Raw genomic sequence first — 15,259 nt, forward strand, 5'->3', positions numbered from 1 at the left:
CCCTGATCGCGGGGAGTTTAGTTCCGGAATCCCACTGGTACGGGCCGAGTAGCATCTGGCCTGGGAGGAAACCAGAACATGCAAACCGTTGTGCTGCCCTTATGGGTCGAGTACGTCAAAGCTTTGGGCGCTCCAGTAGTCGCGCTGATCGCAGCGTTGCTCGCGGGCTCCATCGCTTATCGGCAATGGAGCACTGCCAGAAGCAAGCTCAAGCTCGATCTTTTCGAGAAGCGACTGAAGGTCTATGACGCCGCATGGCAGATGATCGCCACGCTCAACGACCCCAAGACAGTCACGATCGAGCACTTCAAAACCTACTTGCTAGGGATCGCCACCGCCCGATGGCTCTATGGTCCAGAAGTTACCACGCTGCTCATCGAGCTTCAGCGAGACGCACAACGAGCACTGGGTACCGAGTATGACTTCGAGGGGCCAATGTCTCGAAGCCAGCGGGTGCAGGAAGGCCTCGACTATTTCGCACGTCTTGAAGGCGAAACAACTCAGCGATTCAATCGTTTGAACGCGCTCATGGTGCCGTACCTGACTATCAAACACTGAAACTTTTAGAAAGGTCCTGCATGCCAGCACCGGAAGCATCCACACCAAGCGGACCACAGACATCTTCCCAACCCATCCCGGCAGCCATCACGACGACCAAGGCCCTGACCATCGAGATTGCGAAGGTTCCTGACGGCAGACCCTTCGATCCTCACTGGACGACCTACCTCCAAGCAACGGCGACACCCGTCGTCGCAGTGATTGCAGCGGTGATCGCAGCAACGATCCAATGGCGACAGTGGAAGACCGCCACAGCGGCAGCCGAGACCGCGAAGAACAAGTTGAAACTCGACCTCTTCGATAAGCGCATGGTGGTCTTCGACGCAGCGGTGCATCTGGTTCGAAGAGCCAATCTGGAGGCACCGATGGACCTGGATGACTTCTCCGAGCTGACCACAAAGATGCGGCAAGCGGAATGGCTGTTCAGCCGCGAGGTCGCGTCTAGGTTAGATGACATAACGACCCGAGCCCTCGAGAGAATCGTGCTCACCACGGCACACGACAAGAGCAGTCGGCTTCCGGACAACCAACTTCACCTGGTCGGCAGCAAGGGCAGCATTGATCGATTTAACGCGGCGTACAACGAATTACGTGAGCTCTTCAACCCCTACCTTTCCTTAAGCCACTGAGCCATGGCGAAAAGATTGAATCAGTTCAACGGCCCGCTCAACATTGAGCAACTAGCCGAAGGAATGAACCTCGCGAAGAAGAACGCCTCCCGCTTGCACGACGACGCAAAGCTGCTGCTTGAGGCCGGGCGCTACGCTTCGGCGATGTCGCTTGCGATTCTGGCAATCGAAGAAGCTGGGAAGTTGTCCATCCTTCGACGCATGGTGAGTGAGAAAGCGCCAGAGCAACTCAAGGGCTTGTGGAAGGAATACCGCTCCCACACCAAGAAGAACGCCGCCTGGACGCTGCTTGAGCACATCAAGCTAGACGGCAGGACGAAGCTTCAAGACCTCGCCCACCTCTTCGACTCGGACTCCGATCATCCCTACATCCTCGATCAGATCAAGCAGCTTGCGTTCTATACGGACTGCTTGGGCCAAGGGAACTGGACGTATCCAGAAGACGTGATCACCGAGCATCTGGTGCGAAGCATCATGTTAGTTGCGCGGGCTCAATCCGGCGACCGGCAGACGACATCAAGAGAGCTTGAGCTTTGGGAACTGCATGTCGGCGACGCAACCCGCTTCGCGACGCAGCGTGAAGGCAATGAGGCCATCGCAGCTTGGTACGGTGCAATGCAAGCGGAAGGACTGTTTGAGCCCGGGCCGAATAGGATGCAAGAGTTCATCACTGAAGGCATCAACGTCGTCAGGGACCATCGGTGAACCGTCTCGCGCTGACCTATACACATTCGTGAAGCCCCGAACCCTTCGCGTGTCGCTACTGGCCTGCTCGACCCGTAGGTTGCTCAAGATCGTAGCGGCCCAACAACGAAGCGTTGGGCGGCGCATCACGTAGTCCGTGACAGCAATAGCTGACGTGCAGCTAGCTCGTGTTGAATTCCAGCATCGACGCGCAACCGACCCTCACTAACGTACCGGACGGATGCGCCAAGTTCGTTCGGCGGGATGAGAGCGGCACCTGCGACAAAGCACCCAGCGTGCTACTCCTCGGCGCCGACCTTAGCATCCCGATCATCCATACAGGCAAGCCTCGCGAAGGCCTCGTCCGACGCTTCGGCATCTTGGCTGTACACAGCTCGACCAGTCCCACCGGACTTCAGTTCCCTTTTGCTCTCGAAGCAAGATGATCCCGCAACGCCTTGAGCGAGCGTCTTATGAAGACCACATCGCTCTGCGGCAGGCCCCCGATGAGCGCTTCCATCTCGTGCGCTTCCGAGGTCACCGTCGCTGGAGCTTCATCAAGCAGCTCGGCGCAGGTCGCTAGCAATTCCGCCGCCAAGCGTTCCAAGGTCATCAGCGAGGGCGCATGCTTGCCGCGCTCGAAGCGCGAGAGCGTCTCCGTATCCACTCCTAGCCGCTCGGCGAGGTCGGCTTGAGTGAGCCCGAGCGCTTTCCGCCTCGACGCAATGTTCCGTCCAAGCCGGATAGGCAGGGCCTCCCGGACAGCCAGGTCAATATTCTTGGAAGGCAAGGTCAACCAACGTTGTCGAGTAGCGAGCCAACACGCATGGTTGTCTTCAACGCCCGCTCAAGCCAGAATGCAATTTGTCGTCCTTGAACACGACAAATTACACCGATCCGCCCCTTTGGACGCGACCGGCATTCGAGGTTAAGTACAGGAGGGAGCGCCTTGGACGGAATTCCTGAAGCAATGGTCGTCATGTCGATACATAGGCCGAGCCGGGCTGTTGCCCGTGAGGGCGCCAGCGCCTGCCTCCAGCTTCATCGCGTGGAGTACCTCGCCTCCAGGGGCTTCAGACCGCTGCATGCGCCGCAAGAGGCTTTGCCGAGCTCGCCATGCCGCGCATAACCGGCTACAAGTTTGCGGACCAACAGCTCTCGCAGCTGCGCGATGGCTTGTCACGCCTGCAGCGCACAACTGGAGTGGCGGTGTCAGCAACCCTGGGATCGTCCGCAGGCTTTGACGCTGTAGTCCTGCGGATCGAAGCCCCGGAATTTGCCTTCAGCGCCGATGTGGCCATGGTTCAAAGTGCACCAGACCAGAACGGCGGGGTCTGGTTCGGGCCACTGTCCTCAGAAGGAGAGCAACTTGGACCGCATTCAGCCTATCGCGATTTCCGCGAGGCTCTAGTCTTTGCGGAGGTGCGCGTTAGGCATGTAATCGATTCCTTGAAAGCACGCAAGGAGCGACGCCCTCAGCACAGCTCTGCTACAGCTATTGAGAGTGCCTTGCTCTCTCAGTCAGAGGTGCTCCTGGTGCAGGAATTCGCGAACAGCCTTGGACTTCACGCGCGGCTCCCCGGCTTTGTTCGGTTTACCGAATTCGCTGCCGGGGCTACGTCTATGGCGGTAGGGCTTATGCACAAGGACACGCCCGTCCTGCTCGCCTCAATCGTTGTGTCGAAGACGCCGGAGGGTGGACAGCTCTGTACCGTCCGCGACCTCAACAACGAGCCGCTACCAGGACCACAGAGCTACGAAAGCATTTCGGCAGTACTTGTCTCTCAGCGTTCATACTTTCTGAAGGTGGCGGAGATTGCGTCGAAGCACCTTCGTCCGACCCTACTTGATCGCTTGAAAGCAGCTCTCTCCTGATCATCTGCCGCTTCGATGCCTAGCTACAAGGCTAGGCATCGTCTTGAACGATAAACGTTCCACGGCGCAGAAAGTCCTCCAGCGTCGGGGCTGGCTTGTCCGCATCGAGGATCATCGACTGGGACCAAAGTATTTGATGCGGATAGTGGCTGGCGCAGACCACCTCCCCATCCCGCATGAACCAATGGGTAGCTTCCGGCAGCAGGCGGCGAGGTGCCGGATGCCGCGCGAAAGGGTTATGGAAGACCTCCAACTCGGCGGACCAAGGCTCGCGCTCGCCCGGCCATAGGGCCCTGTACTCGTCGGACATGATGTCCATGCAAAAGGGTCGCCCTTCGAATGCACCTGGTGCCCTGTCAAAAAATCGACCCATGCGCATGTAGCGCAACCCAGCGGGTGCGCCGAAGGTCGTAATCGCCACTCGATTGAGCTTGGCGATGCTGCAGGCGTTCGAAAAGACGACTGCACTGAGTTCCGCACATCCTTCGTTCGCGAACAAGCCAGCAGGGAATCGTGAAGGGCCTAGTAAATGCGTGAAAGGTATCGACTGCGGCTGCTTGAGGCCAGCCACCTCGACCACTTCTGCGCCATGCCCATAGAGGTATCCGATCAGGGCCTCACGCGACCATTTCATCGACCCTGCCGCGTGAAAGTCGGCGAGCGCAATCATGAAAGGCTGCCCCTTCACATGCGGCAGTTGGTCGTACCGGCGGCGTAGCTTGTTCCCAAGCGTCTTAGCAAAACGCACGGCCGCAGGACCGGCGAAAACTTCCATCGGTTCCGTTGGCGGAGCGACCTCCTGCGCATTGAAATGGTTGTACGGGACAGAGGGATTGGCGGTAACCGCCTCAACCCATGCCGAGTCTCCGCGTCGGTTCTCGATACGGAAATCCGGAGACTCGTGGGGTTGCGTGACAAGGTGGCCCTGTTCCCTAAAGGCCCCCAGGAGGATCGCTTCCCAGAGCCGAGTGTGGAAGTTGCCTGTCTGACAGTCGCTTACCCAGTTCGCATCCGGTCTAGGAAGAGCGAGATACAGCTGATTGAGCATCCATGCCGCTCGATGATGCGTAGGGGCAGCGAGAAGCCCGAACACATCACTCGCGGTTCTGCTGCCCAAGTCATACAGCGCAGCGCGCGGTGAAACGCCCGATGGGACGGGCTCACGCGCCTTCCCCTCGACTAACGCCTGCCCGATACGACGCATCGCTTGGTCGCGATCCGAAATGCCGTCTGCCGCATCGGTGATCGTCCACACATCGTCGACACGGCGTCGCATCACGAGCACCCCAAAAACGTTGGAGTCGTCGCGCGTCAATACTCCAACTGAAGCGCCGTCATCGGTAGTCCAGGCCCCCGCTGGCGGCCTCGAACCAAAGCCATGGCCACGAGGAAGAGATAGCGCGTAGACAGCGAAGAGTGGCTCAGGAAGTTCCTTCATTTCTTGCGTCCGGCGCTGATCCTTCGGGTCCCGCAACGACTTCGTGGCGAGGGCTCGCCCACGTCCACCGTCACCCATCAAGGTCCGGCGGCCAGTCAGCAGAGCCAATTCGGTGCCGTATCAGAACAGTACGTGCAACTTCTGCACGCGAGGCTGGCGATTCGGTACCGGATATAGAGGGCAGGCAGCTCTCTTGAACGCCTTCGAGCTGTTCCTGCCCCCTCTCTCCCGGCCACCAACGTCATTCGACCGTAGGTCGCCACAACCATTCATCGCTCCCGCACCTTTTCCAGGTGAGGCGGAGCCCTGGACTAACCAACTCGATATGCACTCTATCAATACAGAAGTACATCCCGCTCACCTTGAGGGTGGCAACTGTTGCTCGCCAACTCCTCAATCGCCATCCACTCTGGAGAGGCTCAGCTCGCTCGCACACAGCAAGGTGCTCGCAGCCCTTCGAGGTTACGGAAACCAGATCAGCTCAACGCATGGGCAAGCGCTCCTAGACCTGAGCAAAGCGCTCAGCGGTCAAGCCCTCGGCGTCCTTCCAGGACGGTTCGCGTATGCGATGCCTTGTGGTGCCGGAAAGACTCAGAGCGTCGTTGCTTGGATCACTGCCGTTCATGAACTACGACTCGGACTGTCCGTAGCCGTTTCAGCGTTTCAGATTGACGCCCTCTGCTCGATCAAGCTGGACTTGATGCGGGCAGGAGTTCCAGAGTCAATGATCGGCCTTAGGCATAGTCAAGGCGCCAACGCGAGACTTCCCGATACGGGTGAGGATGATCGACCCATCATGCTGGTGTCTCACGCGCGGATTCGAGGGCAGCGTGACTCATCGACGTTTGCACTGCACAAAGGAGCCAAACGTCACCTCCTGATTTGGGACGAGAGTCTCATCACCGCCGACGTCCAAGTTCTAACTTGGCTGGACGTTAAGTCGGCTGTCGAGCGACTACTTCCTGAGTTGCATGACTCCTGCTTGGCCCACTGGCTCAGGGATGCACTTCTAGCGATGCAGGCCGATCTCGATGCTCAACGCATGGGAGTGAAGCCCCAGCCCATTGATCTCCGCGGCTCTCTCGATCTGGATGAGATCCAGGCACTAGCCTGCCAATTGCGGTCTGGAGGGAGTCCACTTCGCGTTGCGGCGGTTAAGGCGGTGCGGCAGTTGACCAAGCTAGCCACGCATCCGATCTCGATGGCGTTGACGGGCAACGGCATGACAGGCGATGGTCTGATCCGTTACACCGTCGCCGTACCAGCCGAACTCGACAACATCGCAGTTCTGGACGCCAGTTATCCGATTCGGGAACTGACGCACAACCACGCGATCCTCGATGGGACAACTTCAGCGATGAGGACGTGCAAGAGGTATGACCGAGTCTCGGTACGACAACTCTGCCTAGCGACTGGACGGACAACACTCCAGACTCATCCTGATCGTCTTAAGGAAATGGTCTCTGCCCTTGCCGCAAGCGTCGCCGACATCCCGATGGACGAGGCCATCTTGATCTTTACCTTCAAAGGTGATGACGATGCAACTTTGCTTGCGAAGGTACGGAAAGAACTGGGAGAACGCGGTGTCGATCTCGAGGCTCGGCTGTTCAACGGTCGTGCCCGAATCAACTGGCTGACATGGGGGAACGAGACAAGCCTGAGCGAATACAGCCACTGTCAGCACATCCTTCTAGGTGGCGTACTTCGTCGAAGTCCGCTTGACCTATCAGCAAGTGTTGCGGGACGTGAAGATGACTTGTGCTATCGACCTACGTCCGAGCAACTGAGGGCGATTCAACTGTCAGAAGTGGCTCACTGTGTGCTCCAGGCGATGAACCGAGGTAGCTGTCGGAATGTGGATGAAGACGGCATGGCCCATGCGATGTCGCTAACTGTCCTAGCAGATATCAAAGGCTTGCACGAAGCCCTCGCCGAGAGCTTGCCCGGCATCGTGTGGAAGATCGTCCCTGATCTCAAACTTGGCCCGCTCACGCAGAGCCTCTCAGCACGGATAAAAGCCCATCTGCTGACGCAGCCAGCTTCCGTGAATCGGCTAAGTATCCGGAGCATCAAGGCGGGGGTTGACGTTCCAGCCGATCGGCAGACCTGGCGGGACGCGTTGACGTTCGCTCTGGTTTTCGTGAGGCTTCAAGATCCAAGCCAAACTTGGCAGCAAGCCGGTCAATCCGTGATCCGCTCGATTCGCTGACAAACGTGGGGGGTGAGCCCAATAGAACACCTTATGGAGCCACCCCCCTTGTTTAGTCGGCCCGTCCTGCTGACGGCTTGAAGTTGACTCCTCGGTCAGACAACGGAAACTCGGCGCGGCTCAAATTTGCTAGACATTTTTGAGGGGGCACTTCGAACAAATGCATGCACGCTTCCCCCCGCGCCCCCTTCGAAGACCGCTAGCGTGCACTTCACTCCTCTATGTGCCTAGCCGTGCCGATGTGGCGTGCGGTCAAGTTTGTGCCCAATGTAAGCACGCTTATCTACTCGGCGAACTTGGTACGCGGCACGGGAGCACGGCCATCTGTCTCATCCTCTAGCGGAGTGGCAATGTGTTAAGTCCGTATTTGGGCTTGACAACCCTAGCGTGTTGCTGGTCGGGCCGCCGGGCACCGGCAAGTCGATGCTGGCCCAGCGACTGCCGACGCTGCTGCCGCCCTTGTCGGAATCCGAGGCCCTGGAGTCCGCCGCGCTGCTGAGCGCCAACGGCCAGTTCCGGCCATCGCTGTGGGCGCAGCGCGCTTTCAGGTCGCCGCATCACAGCGCGTCCGCCGCGGCGTTGATCGGTGGCGGCTCGCCGCCGCGCCCCGGCGAGATCACGCTGGCCCAGCATGGCGTGCTGTTTCTGGATGAGCTCCCGGAGTTCCAGCGGCTGTCGCTCGAAGCGCTTCGGGAGCCGCTCGAGACCGGGCGCGTCCATATCTCCCGCTCCGCGCATCAGGCGGATTTCCCGGCGCGCTTCCAGCTCGTCGCCGCGATGAACCCCTGCCCGTGCGGCCATCTCGGCAACCCGACCAAGGCCTGCCGCTGCTCACCGGACCAGGTCACGCGTTATCAGAACCGGCTCTCCGGGCCGCTGCTCGACCGCATCGACCTGACGGTGGAGGTGCCGGTGTTGCCGGCCGCGGTGCTTTCGGCCGCGCCGGACGGCGAGCCCAGCGCCACCGTCGCCGCGCGCGTCGCAACCGCCCGCCAGCGCGCCGAGGCCAGGCAAGGCTGCGTCAACGGCCGGTTGGCCGCGGGTCAACTGGACGAGCACCTGCGGATGGCGCCCGACGCCGAGGCGATGCTCCATCGCGCGTCGGCGCGGCTGGCGTGGTCGGGACGCAGCTTCCATCGCGTGCTGCGGATCGCGCGCACCATCGCCGATCTGGCGGCCGAGGACATCGTTGCGCCAGCGCACGTCGCGGAAGCGATCCAGTGGCGTCGCGCGCTGCCGGGGCGTGAGGAATGAGGCCCGGCGTGGTCGGGCCAGCGCCCCGCGCCGCCCCAGAACGCCAAAGCGCCGGACGATGCCGGCGCTTCGGGGGTTCGCGGCCGCGCGGGGCGGCCCTCGCGATCAGGGATCCGGCTTACTGGCGGATCAGCTGGCCGTCGCTGACGCGCACGACATCGCCGCTCTGCACGCCCGGGTCATGGCTGAAGGTCATCGTGCGGTTGCTCTGGTCGGCGTTGCGCATCTTCACCACCCACACGGTGGTGCTGCGCTGGCGCTTCTCGATCTCGTTGCCGGCGTAGCCGCCCGCCACCGCGCCACCCACCGTGGCGATCTTCTTGCCGGTGCCGCCACCGACCGCGCTGCCCAGCAGGCCGCCGACCACCGCGCCGCCCACCATGCCGATGCCGGTGCCCTGGCCTTCACGGGCCTCGGTGCGCACCGACAGGACCGTCGCGCAGGACGCGCACAGGCGGGATTCAGCCTGGCCGGCGCTGCCGTTGTTGTCCGCGTAGCCGGTCGAGCCGCCGTCGCGCGACTGCGAGCCGCGGCGGGGTTCATTGGATGCGTGCTGCTGCACGGCCTGGTCGCCCGAGCGGCGCGCGGCGCGCGCCTCGTCGGCGGCATTGGCGCCGTTGCGATCGACGATGTTGCCTTGCTGCTCGGCCGCCGCGACCGGCGTGTCCGGCATCGACGGCGCCGACTGGTGCCGCCCCGCGAAGAACGCTGCCACGACCAGCACGGTGGCCCCAACTGCACCCGCCGCGATCTTTTGATTGGTATTCAACGCCATGATTCACCTCTTATGGTTTTCCCCTACCTCGGGGGACGAGCGAAGAATGCCACGCTGTTACAAGTCGCGGGGCCCGGTTCTTGTTCCGTTTGTAAATGGGTGAAACGCGGCCTGTAGGACAAGGCCGCATCCTGCGGTTTTCGTTGCTCCGGCGCGTCAGCCCAGCAGCGGCGCGAGCGCCCGCTGCGCGTCCTGCGGCTCCAGCGCCATGCGGGCCGCCCAGTCCGCCACCTGGTCGTCGCCGATGCGGCCCACATTGAAATAGGTCGCCTCCGGATGCGCGAGGTAGAAGCCGCTGACGCTGGCCGCCGGCGTCATCGCCATGCCTTCGGTCAACGCCATGCCGATGTCCTCGGCCTGCAGCACGCGGAACATGTCCCGCTTGACCAGGTGATCCGGGCAGGCCGGGTAGCCCGGCGCGGGACGGATGCCCCGGTAGGCCTCGGCGATCAGCTGCTCGTTGCTGAGCGCCTCGTCGGCCGCGTACCCCCAGAAGTCCATCCGCACGCGCTGGTGCAGCCGCTCGGCGAAGGCCTCGGCCAGCCGGTCGGCCAGCGCCTTGAGCATGATCGCGGAGTAGTCGTCCAGGTCGTCGATGAACTGCTGCTCCTTCTTGTCCACGCCCAGGCCGGCGGTGACCGCGAACAGCCCGATGTAGTCCGGCACCGTGCCCTTGGCCGCGATGAAGTCCGCCAGCGCCCGGTTGGGCCGGCGCACGCCGTCCACCACCGGCCGCTCGGACTGCATGCGCAGCCCGCGCCAGGTCATCAGCACCTCGGAGCGCGACTCGTCGCTGTAGATCTCGATGTCGTCGTCGTTGACCTGCGCGGCCGGGTACAGGCCCACCACGCCATTGGCGGTCAGCCAGCGGCCTTCGATCAGCCGCTGCAGCATGCGCTTGCCGTCGCTGAAGACGCGCTGGGCCTCGGTGCCGACGACCTCGTCCTTGAGGATCGCCGGGAACGGCCCGGCCAGGTCCCAGGTCTGGAAGAACGGGCCCCAGTCGATGCACTGCGCCAGTTCGGCCAGGTCGTAGTTGCGGAACTGGCGCCGGCCGATGAAGCGCGGCGCCGGCGGCGTGTAGGTCGTGAAGTCGGCGCGCTGCTTGTTCGCGCGCGCCTGCGCCAGCGTCACCAGCGGCGTCTGCTTCTTGTTGGCGTGCAGCTCGCGGACCTTCTCGTAGTCGGACTTCAGCTCGTCGATGAAACGCGTCGCGCGCTCATCCGACAGCAGCTCCGAGCACACGCCCACCGAGCGCGACGCGTCGGGCACGTAGACCACCGGCCCTTCGTAATGCGGCGAGATCTTCACCGCCGTATGCACCCGGCTGGTGGTCGCGCCGCCGATCAGCAGCGGGATCTTCTTCACGCGGAAGTAGTCGTCGCGCTGCATCTCCGCGGCGACGTGCTGCATCTCCTCCAGGCTGGGCGTGATCAGGCCCGAGAGGCCGATGATGTCGGCGCCTTCGACCTTGGCCTTGGCGAGGATGTCCTGGCACGGGACCATCACGCCCATGTTCACGACCTCGAAGTTGTTGCACTGCAGGACCACCGTGACGATGTTCTTGCCGATGTCGTGCACGTCGCCTTTCACCGTCGCGATGACGATCTTGCCCTTGGAGCGGACGTCGGCGCCGGCGGCGGCGAGCTGGCGCTTCTCCTCCTCGATGTAGGGCACCAGGTGGGCCACCGCGGACTTCATCACCCGCGCGCTCTTGACCACCTGCGGCAGGAACATCTTGCCCGCGCCGAACAGGTCGCCGACGACATTCATGCCGGCCATCAGCGGGCCCTCGATCACGTGCAGCGGCCGGCCGCCCTTGGCGCGGATGCCCTGCCAGGCTTCCTCGGTGTCCTCGACGATGAAATCGGTGATGCCGTGGATCAGCGCATGCGACAGCCGCGCGTCGACGTCGCCCGCGCGCCAGGCCAGCTTGGCGCTGTCGTCCTTGGCCGCGCCCTTGACCGACTCGGCCACCTCGAGCAGCCGCTCGGTCGCGTCCTCGCGGCGGTTCAGCACCACGTCCTCGACGCGCTCGCGCAGGTCGGCGGGGATCTCGTCGTAGACGCCGACCATGCCGGCGTTGACGATGCCCATGTCCATCCCCGCCTGGATCGCGTGGTACAGGAAGACCGTGTGGATGGCCTCGCGCACCGGCTCGTTGCCGCGGAAGCTGAAGGACACGTTGGACACGCCGCCGCTGACCTTCGCTCCGGGCAGGTTCGCCTTGATCCAGCGCGTGGCCTCGATGAAGTCGACCGCGTAGTTGTTGTGCTCCTCGATGCCGGTGGCGATCGCGAAGATGTTGGGGTCGAAGATGATGTCCTCGGGCGGGAAACCGATCTCGTCGACCAGCAGCCGGTAGGCGCGCTCGCAGATCTGGATCTTGCGTTCGTAGGTATCGGCCTGGCCGGTCTCGTCGAAGGCCATCACCACGGTGGCCGCGCCGTAGCGGCGGATCAGCTTGGCCTGGCGGCGGAACTCGGCCTCGCCCTCCTTCAGCGAGATCGAGTTGACGATGCCCTTGCCCTGGATGCACTTGAGCCCGGCCTCGATCACCTCCCACTTGGACGAGTCGATCATGATCGGCACGCGCGCGATCTCGGGCTCGGAAGCGATCAGGTTGAGGAAGCGCACCATCGCGGCCTTGCTGTCCAGCATGGCCTCGTCCATGTTGATGTCGATGACCTGCGCGCCGTTCTCGACCTGCTGGCGGGCGACGCTCAGCGCCTGCTCGAAATCGCCATTCAGGATCATCCGCGCGAAGGCCTTGGAGCCGGTGACGTTGGTGCGTTCGCCGACGTTGACGAACAGCGTGCCGGCGCCGATGGCCACCGGCTCCAGGCCGGAGAGCTTCATCGGGGGGACGGCGGCGCGGCCCGGAGCGGTGCTGGCGTCGGAAGCGTCGGAAGCGGGAGGGAGGGCGGACATGGCGGCGGCGCTCTTCGAGGCTGGAGGAAGCTGGATCGAGACGGGGCCGCGCAACTCACCGCAACCCCGCGCGGGGCGGGACGGTGAGCGTCGTTGTTCAGCGGGGTCCCGGGGTCCGACCGCGCCGTTCCGAGCCTGGCGGGCGCCCGGATGACGGGACCTGTCGCAACGCTCCTCGGAAACCACCGCCGCCCCGATGCCGCGAATGCGGCATTGCTGGCAGCGGAAACGGCGTGCATTCTACCGGTCCGGCCCTGCTTTGTTCGTGCCGGAATGCCTGCCGAAGCCTCGCGCGGACCTATGCTCGCCCGCAGCGTGCCGCGGTGGAGGGAACCGGCGCAGGCACGGCGACATCCGACAACGACAACAACGAGGAGGCGACGCCCAGTCGCCGGGAAGGCCACGTGGATCTGGTCCAACTTCCTTCAAACAGCCTGCGCGTGGGACAGGTGCTGACCTTCTCGCTGCGCGACGCGGCGGCCACCTGCTGTTCGCCGCCGGGCATCCACTGCCCGACACGCCGCAGGTCCGCGAGCTGCTGGCGCGCGGGCCCTGGGTCCAGGCGCACGAGACGCGCGAGTACCAGCGCGCCCTGGCCCACAAGCTCGACACGATGATGCTGCAGGGGGCTTCGCTGTCCGCGCTGGCCAATGCCAGGGCCGAGTACAAGCCCACGCGGCCCATGCCCCTGCCGGCGGCGACGGGGCCGGCGCACACCGCCATCTGGGCCGACCTGCAATGGCACGCGCAGCAGGTGCTGCGCGATCCGCATCGGCCGGACTTCCTGCTGCGCCTGGCGCAGCTGCTGGACACGGTGCTGTCGCGCCTGACGCAGCAGCCCGATGCCTCGCTGGCGATGCTGGTGCACGACGCGGGCCAGGAGCCGCTGCAGTACAGCGCGCGGCATGCGCTGCTGTCGCTGGTGCTGGCGGAGATGACGACCCGCCAGCTCGGCTGGAGCGAGGGCCGCCGGCGCACGCTGGGCCTGGCGGCGCTGACGATGAACCTGGACAGCGCCGCGCAGCAGGACCAGCATGCGCTGCGGCCCGAGGCGCTGGCCCAGGCGCAGCGCGAGGCCCTGGCCGGCCATGGCGACCGGGCGGCGGCGACGCTGCAAGGGATCGGGGTCGACGACGAGGCCTGGCTGGCCGCGGTCCGCCTGCATCACGACGCCGGGCCGGGCCCGCTGGCCGGCCGCGCGGACGGCGAGTTGATGGCGCGCCTGCTGCGCCGCATCGACGTCTATGGCGCGCGATTGAGCCCGCGACGCAACCGCCGGGCGCTGTCGGCGGCGCAGGCCGCGCGGGCGGTCTACCTGGACGAACTGCAGCAGCCCGACGAGGCGGGCGCCGCGCTGATCAAGGCGATCGGCCTCTATCCGCCGGGATCGCTGGTCCGGCTGGCCAATGGCGAGGAGGGCATGGTGCTCAAGCGCGGGCACAGCGCGAGCGAACCGCTGGTGGCGGCGCTGATCGGCCGCAGCGGCTCGCCGCTGACCGTGCCGGTGCTGCGCGACACGCGCTTGCCGGCGCAGGCAATCTCGGCAAGCCTCGCGCCGCATGAAGTCCGGCTGCGCGTCCACATGGACGCGATGCTCAAGCTCTATTGAGCTGGACCGCCCCGGCCGCTGGCCCTCACCCCCACCCTCTCCCGCAAGCGGGCGAGGGGGTAATACCGGCCAGCGCCTCTCTTACACCCTTGTATCTTTCGTTTTGAGAGTACACACAGGTTTGTTTTGGCAGTTGTCCACAGCCCGTCTGCCCTCTGGGATACCTAGCCCGTGGGAGAGCATTTGGCGTGGACGACTGGCCGTCTGTTGAGCAAGCCCGAACAGTTGCTGGACGGCCGACATGCACTGGCGTGCTCGGACCTCGAATTTGCAAGGATGGGAAATGGCAGGCGCACCTGAACTGATTTTTGTTGGTATCGATGTTTCCAAAGCCACGCTTGAGGTGGCCTTGAATGACAGGGACAAGACGCAGACCTTCAGCAACGATGAGCCCGGTTTGAAGTCGCTGTTGGCGATGCTCACTGAGATGCGCGAGCGCGTGGGAGTCGTTCTGCTGGAAGCCACCGGTGGGCTGGAGCAGCCGGCGGCGGCGATGCTGTGCGCGCATGGTTTGGCCGTCATGGTGATCAATCCGCGCCAGGCGCATGACTTCGCCAAAGCGATGGGCTACCTGGCCAAGACGGACCGCACGGACGCGAAGATGCTGTCGCAGTTTGCGCGCACGCTGCATGCCAGCGACCGGCGCGAGCGACTGCTCTACAAACTGCCCACGGACGCGCAGGAGACACTGCTAGCCATGGTGACGCGGCGCAGTCAGCTCGTGGCCATGCGGGTGGCTGAGCACAACCGATTGGCGAGCATGCACGCGTCGCAGCGCAAGAGCATTCGCACCATTCTGAAGATGCTGGACCACCAAATCGGAAAGATCGATGACGATGCGGGCGGCTTCCTGAAGGAGCACTTCAAGGACAAGCTGGAGTTGCTCAAAGGGCTCAAGGGAGTGGGGCCAGGCACACAAGCGATGCTGATGGCTGCGCTGCCCGAACTCGGCCAACTCAAGCGACGCGAGATCGCCAAACTCGTGGGTGTGGCGCCGTTGAACAACGACAGCGGCACATTCAAGGGTCGGCGCTCCACCTGGGGTGGACGGGCCAATGTCCGTTCGGCGCTGTACATGGCTTCGCTCAGCGCTGTGCGTTATGACCCTGTCCTCAGGAGCTTCTACGAACGACTGGTGCAAGCGGGCAAGCCTAAGAAGGTGGCGCTGACCGCCTGCATGCACAAGCTGCTCACCATCATCAACGCCGTCATCAAGTCCGGCACCGCTTGGCAGCCCTCTTATCCACAGCCCGCGCTAGCCTGATTAGCGCTTGACTTGGAACACAGTTGCTCTCCC

11 protein-coding genes, 1 pseudogene and 1 riboswitch are annotated in these 15,259 nt (G+C 63.5%); of the genes and pseudogenes, 8 read left to right on the forward strand and 4 right to left on the reverse strand.

Annotation, left to right across the window (positions count from 1 at the left end):
- The first annotated feature begins 78 nt into the window (after positions 1–78).
- The 3 genes from ACTJKJ_RS18545 to ACTJKJ_RS18555 are packed head-to-tail and all read left to right on the forward strand — an operon-like array spanning position 79 to position 1,892.
- Positions 79–558, forward strand: coding sequence for a hypothetical protein (locus ACTJKJ_RS18545; RefSeq protein WP_440821320.1), 480 nt, complete (start codon positions 79–81; stop codon positions 556–558).
- 20 nt (positions 559–578) lie between these two features.
- Complete coding sequence (locus ACTJKJ_RS18550) at positions 579–1,187, forward strand: hypothetical protein (protein ID WP_440821321.1); 609 nt, start codon at positions 579–581, stop codon at positions 1,185–1,187.
- 15 nt (positions 1,188–1,202) lie between these two features.
- The gene (locus ACTJKJ_RS18555; RefSeq protein WP_440821322.1) at positions 1,203–1,892 is read left to right on the forward strand and encodes an AbiV family abortive infection protein; all 690 of its coding nucleotides are present in this window, start codon (positions 1,203–1,205) and stop codon (positions 1,890–1,892) included.
- Between the two features lie 394 nt (positions 1,893–2,286).
- Here ACTJKJ_RS18555 and ACTJKJ_RS18560 read toward each other — a convergent pair whose 3' ends face one another.
- Entirely contained in the window at positions 2,287–2,667 is a 381-nt protein-coding gene (locus ACTJKJ_RS18560) for a helix-turn-helix domain-containing protein (RefSeq protein ID WP_440821323.1), read from the reverse strand.
- A gap of 320 nt (positions 2,668–2,987) precedes the next feature.
- On the opposite strand from ACTJKJ_RS18560, the gene ACTJKJ_RS18565 reads away from it, so the two are divergent.
- Positions 2,988–3,746 (forward strand): hypothetical protein, encoded by a 759-nt coding sequence (locus tag ACTJKJ_RS18565; RefSeq protein ID WP_440821324.1) that lies wholly within the window; start codon positions 2,988–2,990, stop codon positions 3,744–3,746.
- 31 nt (positions 3,747–3,777) lie between these two features.
- Here ACTJKJ_RS18565 and ACTJKJ_RS18570 read toward each other — a convergent pair whose 3' ends face one another.
- Entirely contained in the window at positions 3,778–5,184 is a 1,407-nt protein-coding gene (locus ACTJKJ_RS18570) for a hypothetical protein (RefSeq protein WP_440821325.1), read from the reverse strand.
- Positions 5,185–5,980: 796 nt separating this feature from the next.
- Between ACTJKJ_RS18570 and ACTJKJ_RS18575 the strand changes: the two genes are divergently transcribed.
- Both ACTJKJ_RS18575 and ACTJKJ_RS18580 read left to right on the forward strand, forming a co-directional pair.
- Positions 5,981–7,393, forward strand: a complete 1,413-nt coding sequence (locus ACTJKJ_RS18575; RefSeq protein ID WP_440821326.1) for a hypothetical protein — start codon at positions 5,981–5,983, stop codon at positions 7,391–7,393.
- A 384-nt stretch (positions 7,394–7,777) separates the two neighbouring features.
- A pseudogene (locus ACTJKJ_RS18580) lies at positions 7,778–8,647 on the forward strand (YifB family Mg chelatase-like AAA ATPase); the annotation flags it as partial.
- A 118-nt stretch (positions 8,648–8,765) separates the two neighbouring features.
- Here the strand turns inward: ACTJKJ_RS18580 and ACTJKJ_RS18585 are convergent.
- Together ACTJKJ_RS18585 and metH are read right to left on the reverse strand one after the other, a co-directional pair.
- Positions 8,766–9,422, reverse strand: coding sequence for a glycine zipper 2TM domain-containing protein (locus ACTJKJ_RS18585; RefSeq protein ID WP_147243050.1), 657 nt, complete (start codon positions 9,420–9,422; stop codon positions 8,766–8,768).
- Between the two features lie 156 nt (positions 9,423–9,578).
- On the reverse strand, positions 9,579–12,281 hold the full coding sequence (metH, locus tag ACTJKJ_RS18590; RefSeq protein ID WP_297380590.1) for a methionine synthase: 2,703 nt from the start codon (positions 12,279–12,281) through the stop codon (positions 9,579–9,581).
- Between the two features lie 150 nt (positions 12,282–12,431).
- Positions 12,432–12,536, reverse strand: a riboswitch (S-adenosyl-L-homocysteine riboswitch).
- A gap of 430 nt (positions 12,537–12,966) precedes the next feature.
- Between metH and ACTJKJ_RS18595 the strand changes: the two genes are divergently transcribed.
- Entirely contained in the window at positions 12,967–13,962 is a 996-nt protein-coding gene (locus ACTJKJ_RS18595; RefSeq protein WP_440821327.1) for an HD-GYP domain-containing protein, read from the forward strand.
- Between the two features lie 283 nt (positions 13,963–14,245).
- Complete coding sequence (locus ACTJKJ_RS18600; protein ID WP_440819474.1) at positions 14,246–15,226, forward strand: IS110 family transposase; 981 nt, start codon at positions 14,246–14,248, stop codon at positions 15,224–15,226.
- Positions 15,227–15,259: the final 33 nt, after the last annotated feature.

The sequence above is a fragment of the Roseateles sp. 22389 genome, from assembly GCF_052044995.1.
Taxonomy (GTDB): domain Bacteria; phylum Pseudomonadota; class Gammaproteobacteria; order Burkholderiales; family Burkholderiaceae_C; genus Roseateles.

What these genes read in the sequence shown, in the direction of transcription:
- ACTJKJ_RS18600 (WP_440819474.1), top strand. Translation starts at nt 14,246, where the DNA reads ATGGCAGGCGCACCTGAACTGATTTTTGTTGGTATCGATGTTTCCAAA.
- metH (WP_297380590.1), bottom strand. Translation starts at nt 12,281, where the DNA reads ATGAAGCTCTCCGGCCTGGAGCCGGTGGCCATCGGCGCCGGCACGCTG.
- ACTJKJ_RS18595 (WP_440821327.1), top strand. Translation starts at nt 12,967, where the DNA reads ATGATGCTGCAGGGGGCTTCGCTGTCCGCGCTGGCCAATGCCAGGGCC.
- ACTJKJ_RS18570 (WP_440821325.1), bottom strand. Translation starts at nt 5,184, where the DNA reads ATGAAGGAACTTCCTGAGCCACTCTTCGCTGTCTACGCGCTATCTCTT.
- ACTJKJ_RS18575 (WP_440821326.1), top strand. Translation starts at nt 5,981, where the DNA reads ATGCTGGTGTCTCACGCGCGGATTCGAGGGCAGCGTGACTCATCGACG.
- ACTJKJ_RS18585 (WP_147243050.1), bottom strand. Translation starts at nt 9,422, where the DNA reads ATGGCGTTGAATACCAATCAAAAGATCGCGGCGGGTGCAGTTGGGGCC.
- ACTJKJ_RS18545 (WP_440821320.1), top strand. Translation starts at nt 79, where the DNA reads ATGCAAACCGTTGTGCTGCCCTTATGGGTCGAGTACGTCAAAGCTTTG.
- ACTJKJ_RS18550 (WP_440821321.1), top strand. Translation starts at nt 579, where the DNA reads ATGCCAGCACCGGAAGCATCCACACCAAGCGGACCACAGACATCTTCC.
- ACTJKJ_RS18565 (WP_440821324.1), top strand. Translation starts at nt 2,988, where the DNA reads ATGCCGCGCATAACCGGCTACAAGTTTGCGGACCAACAGCTCTCGCAG.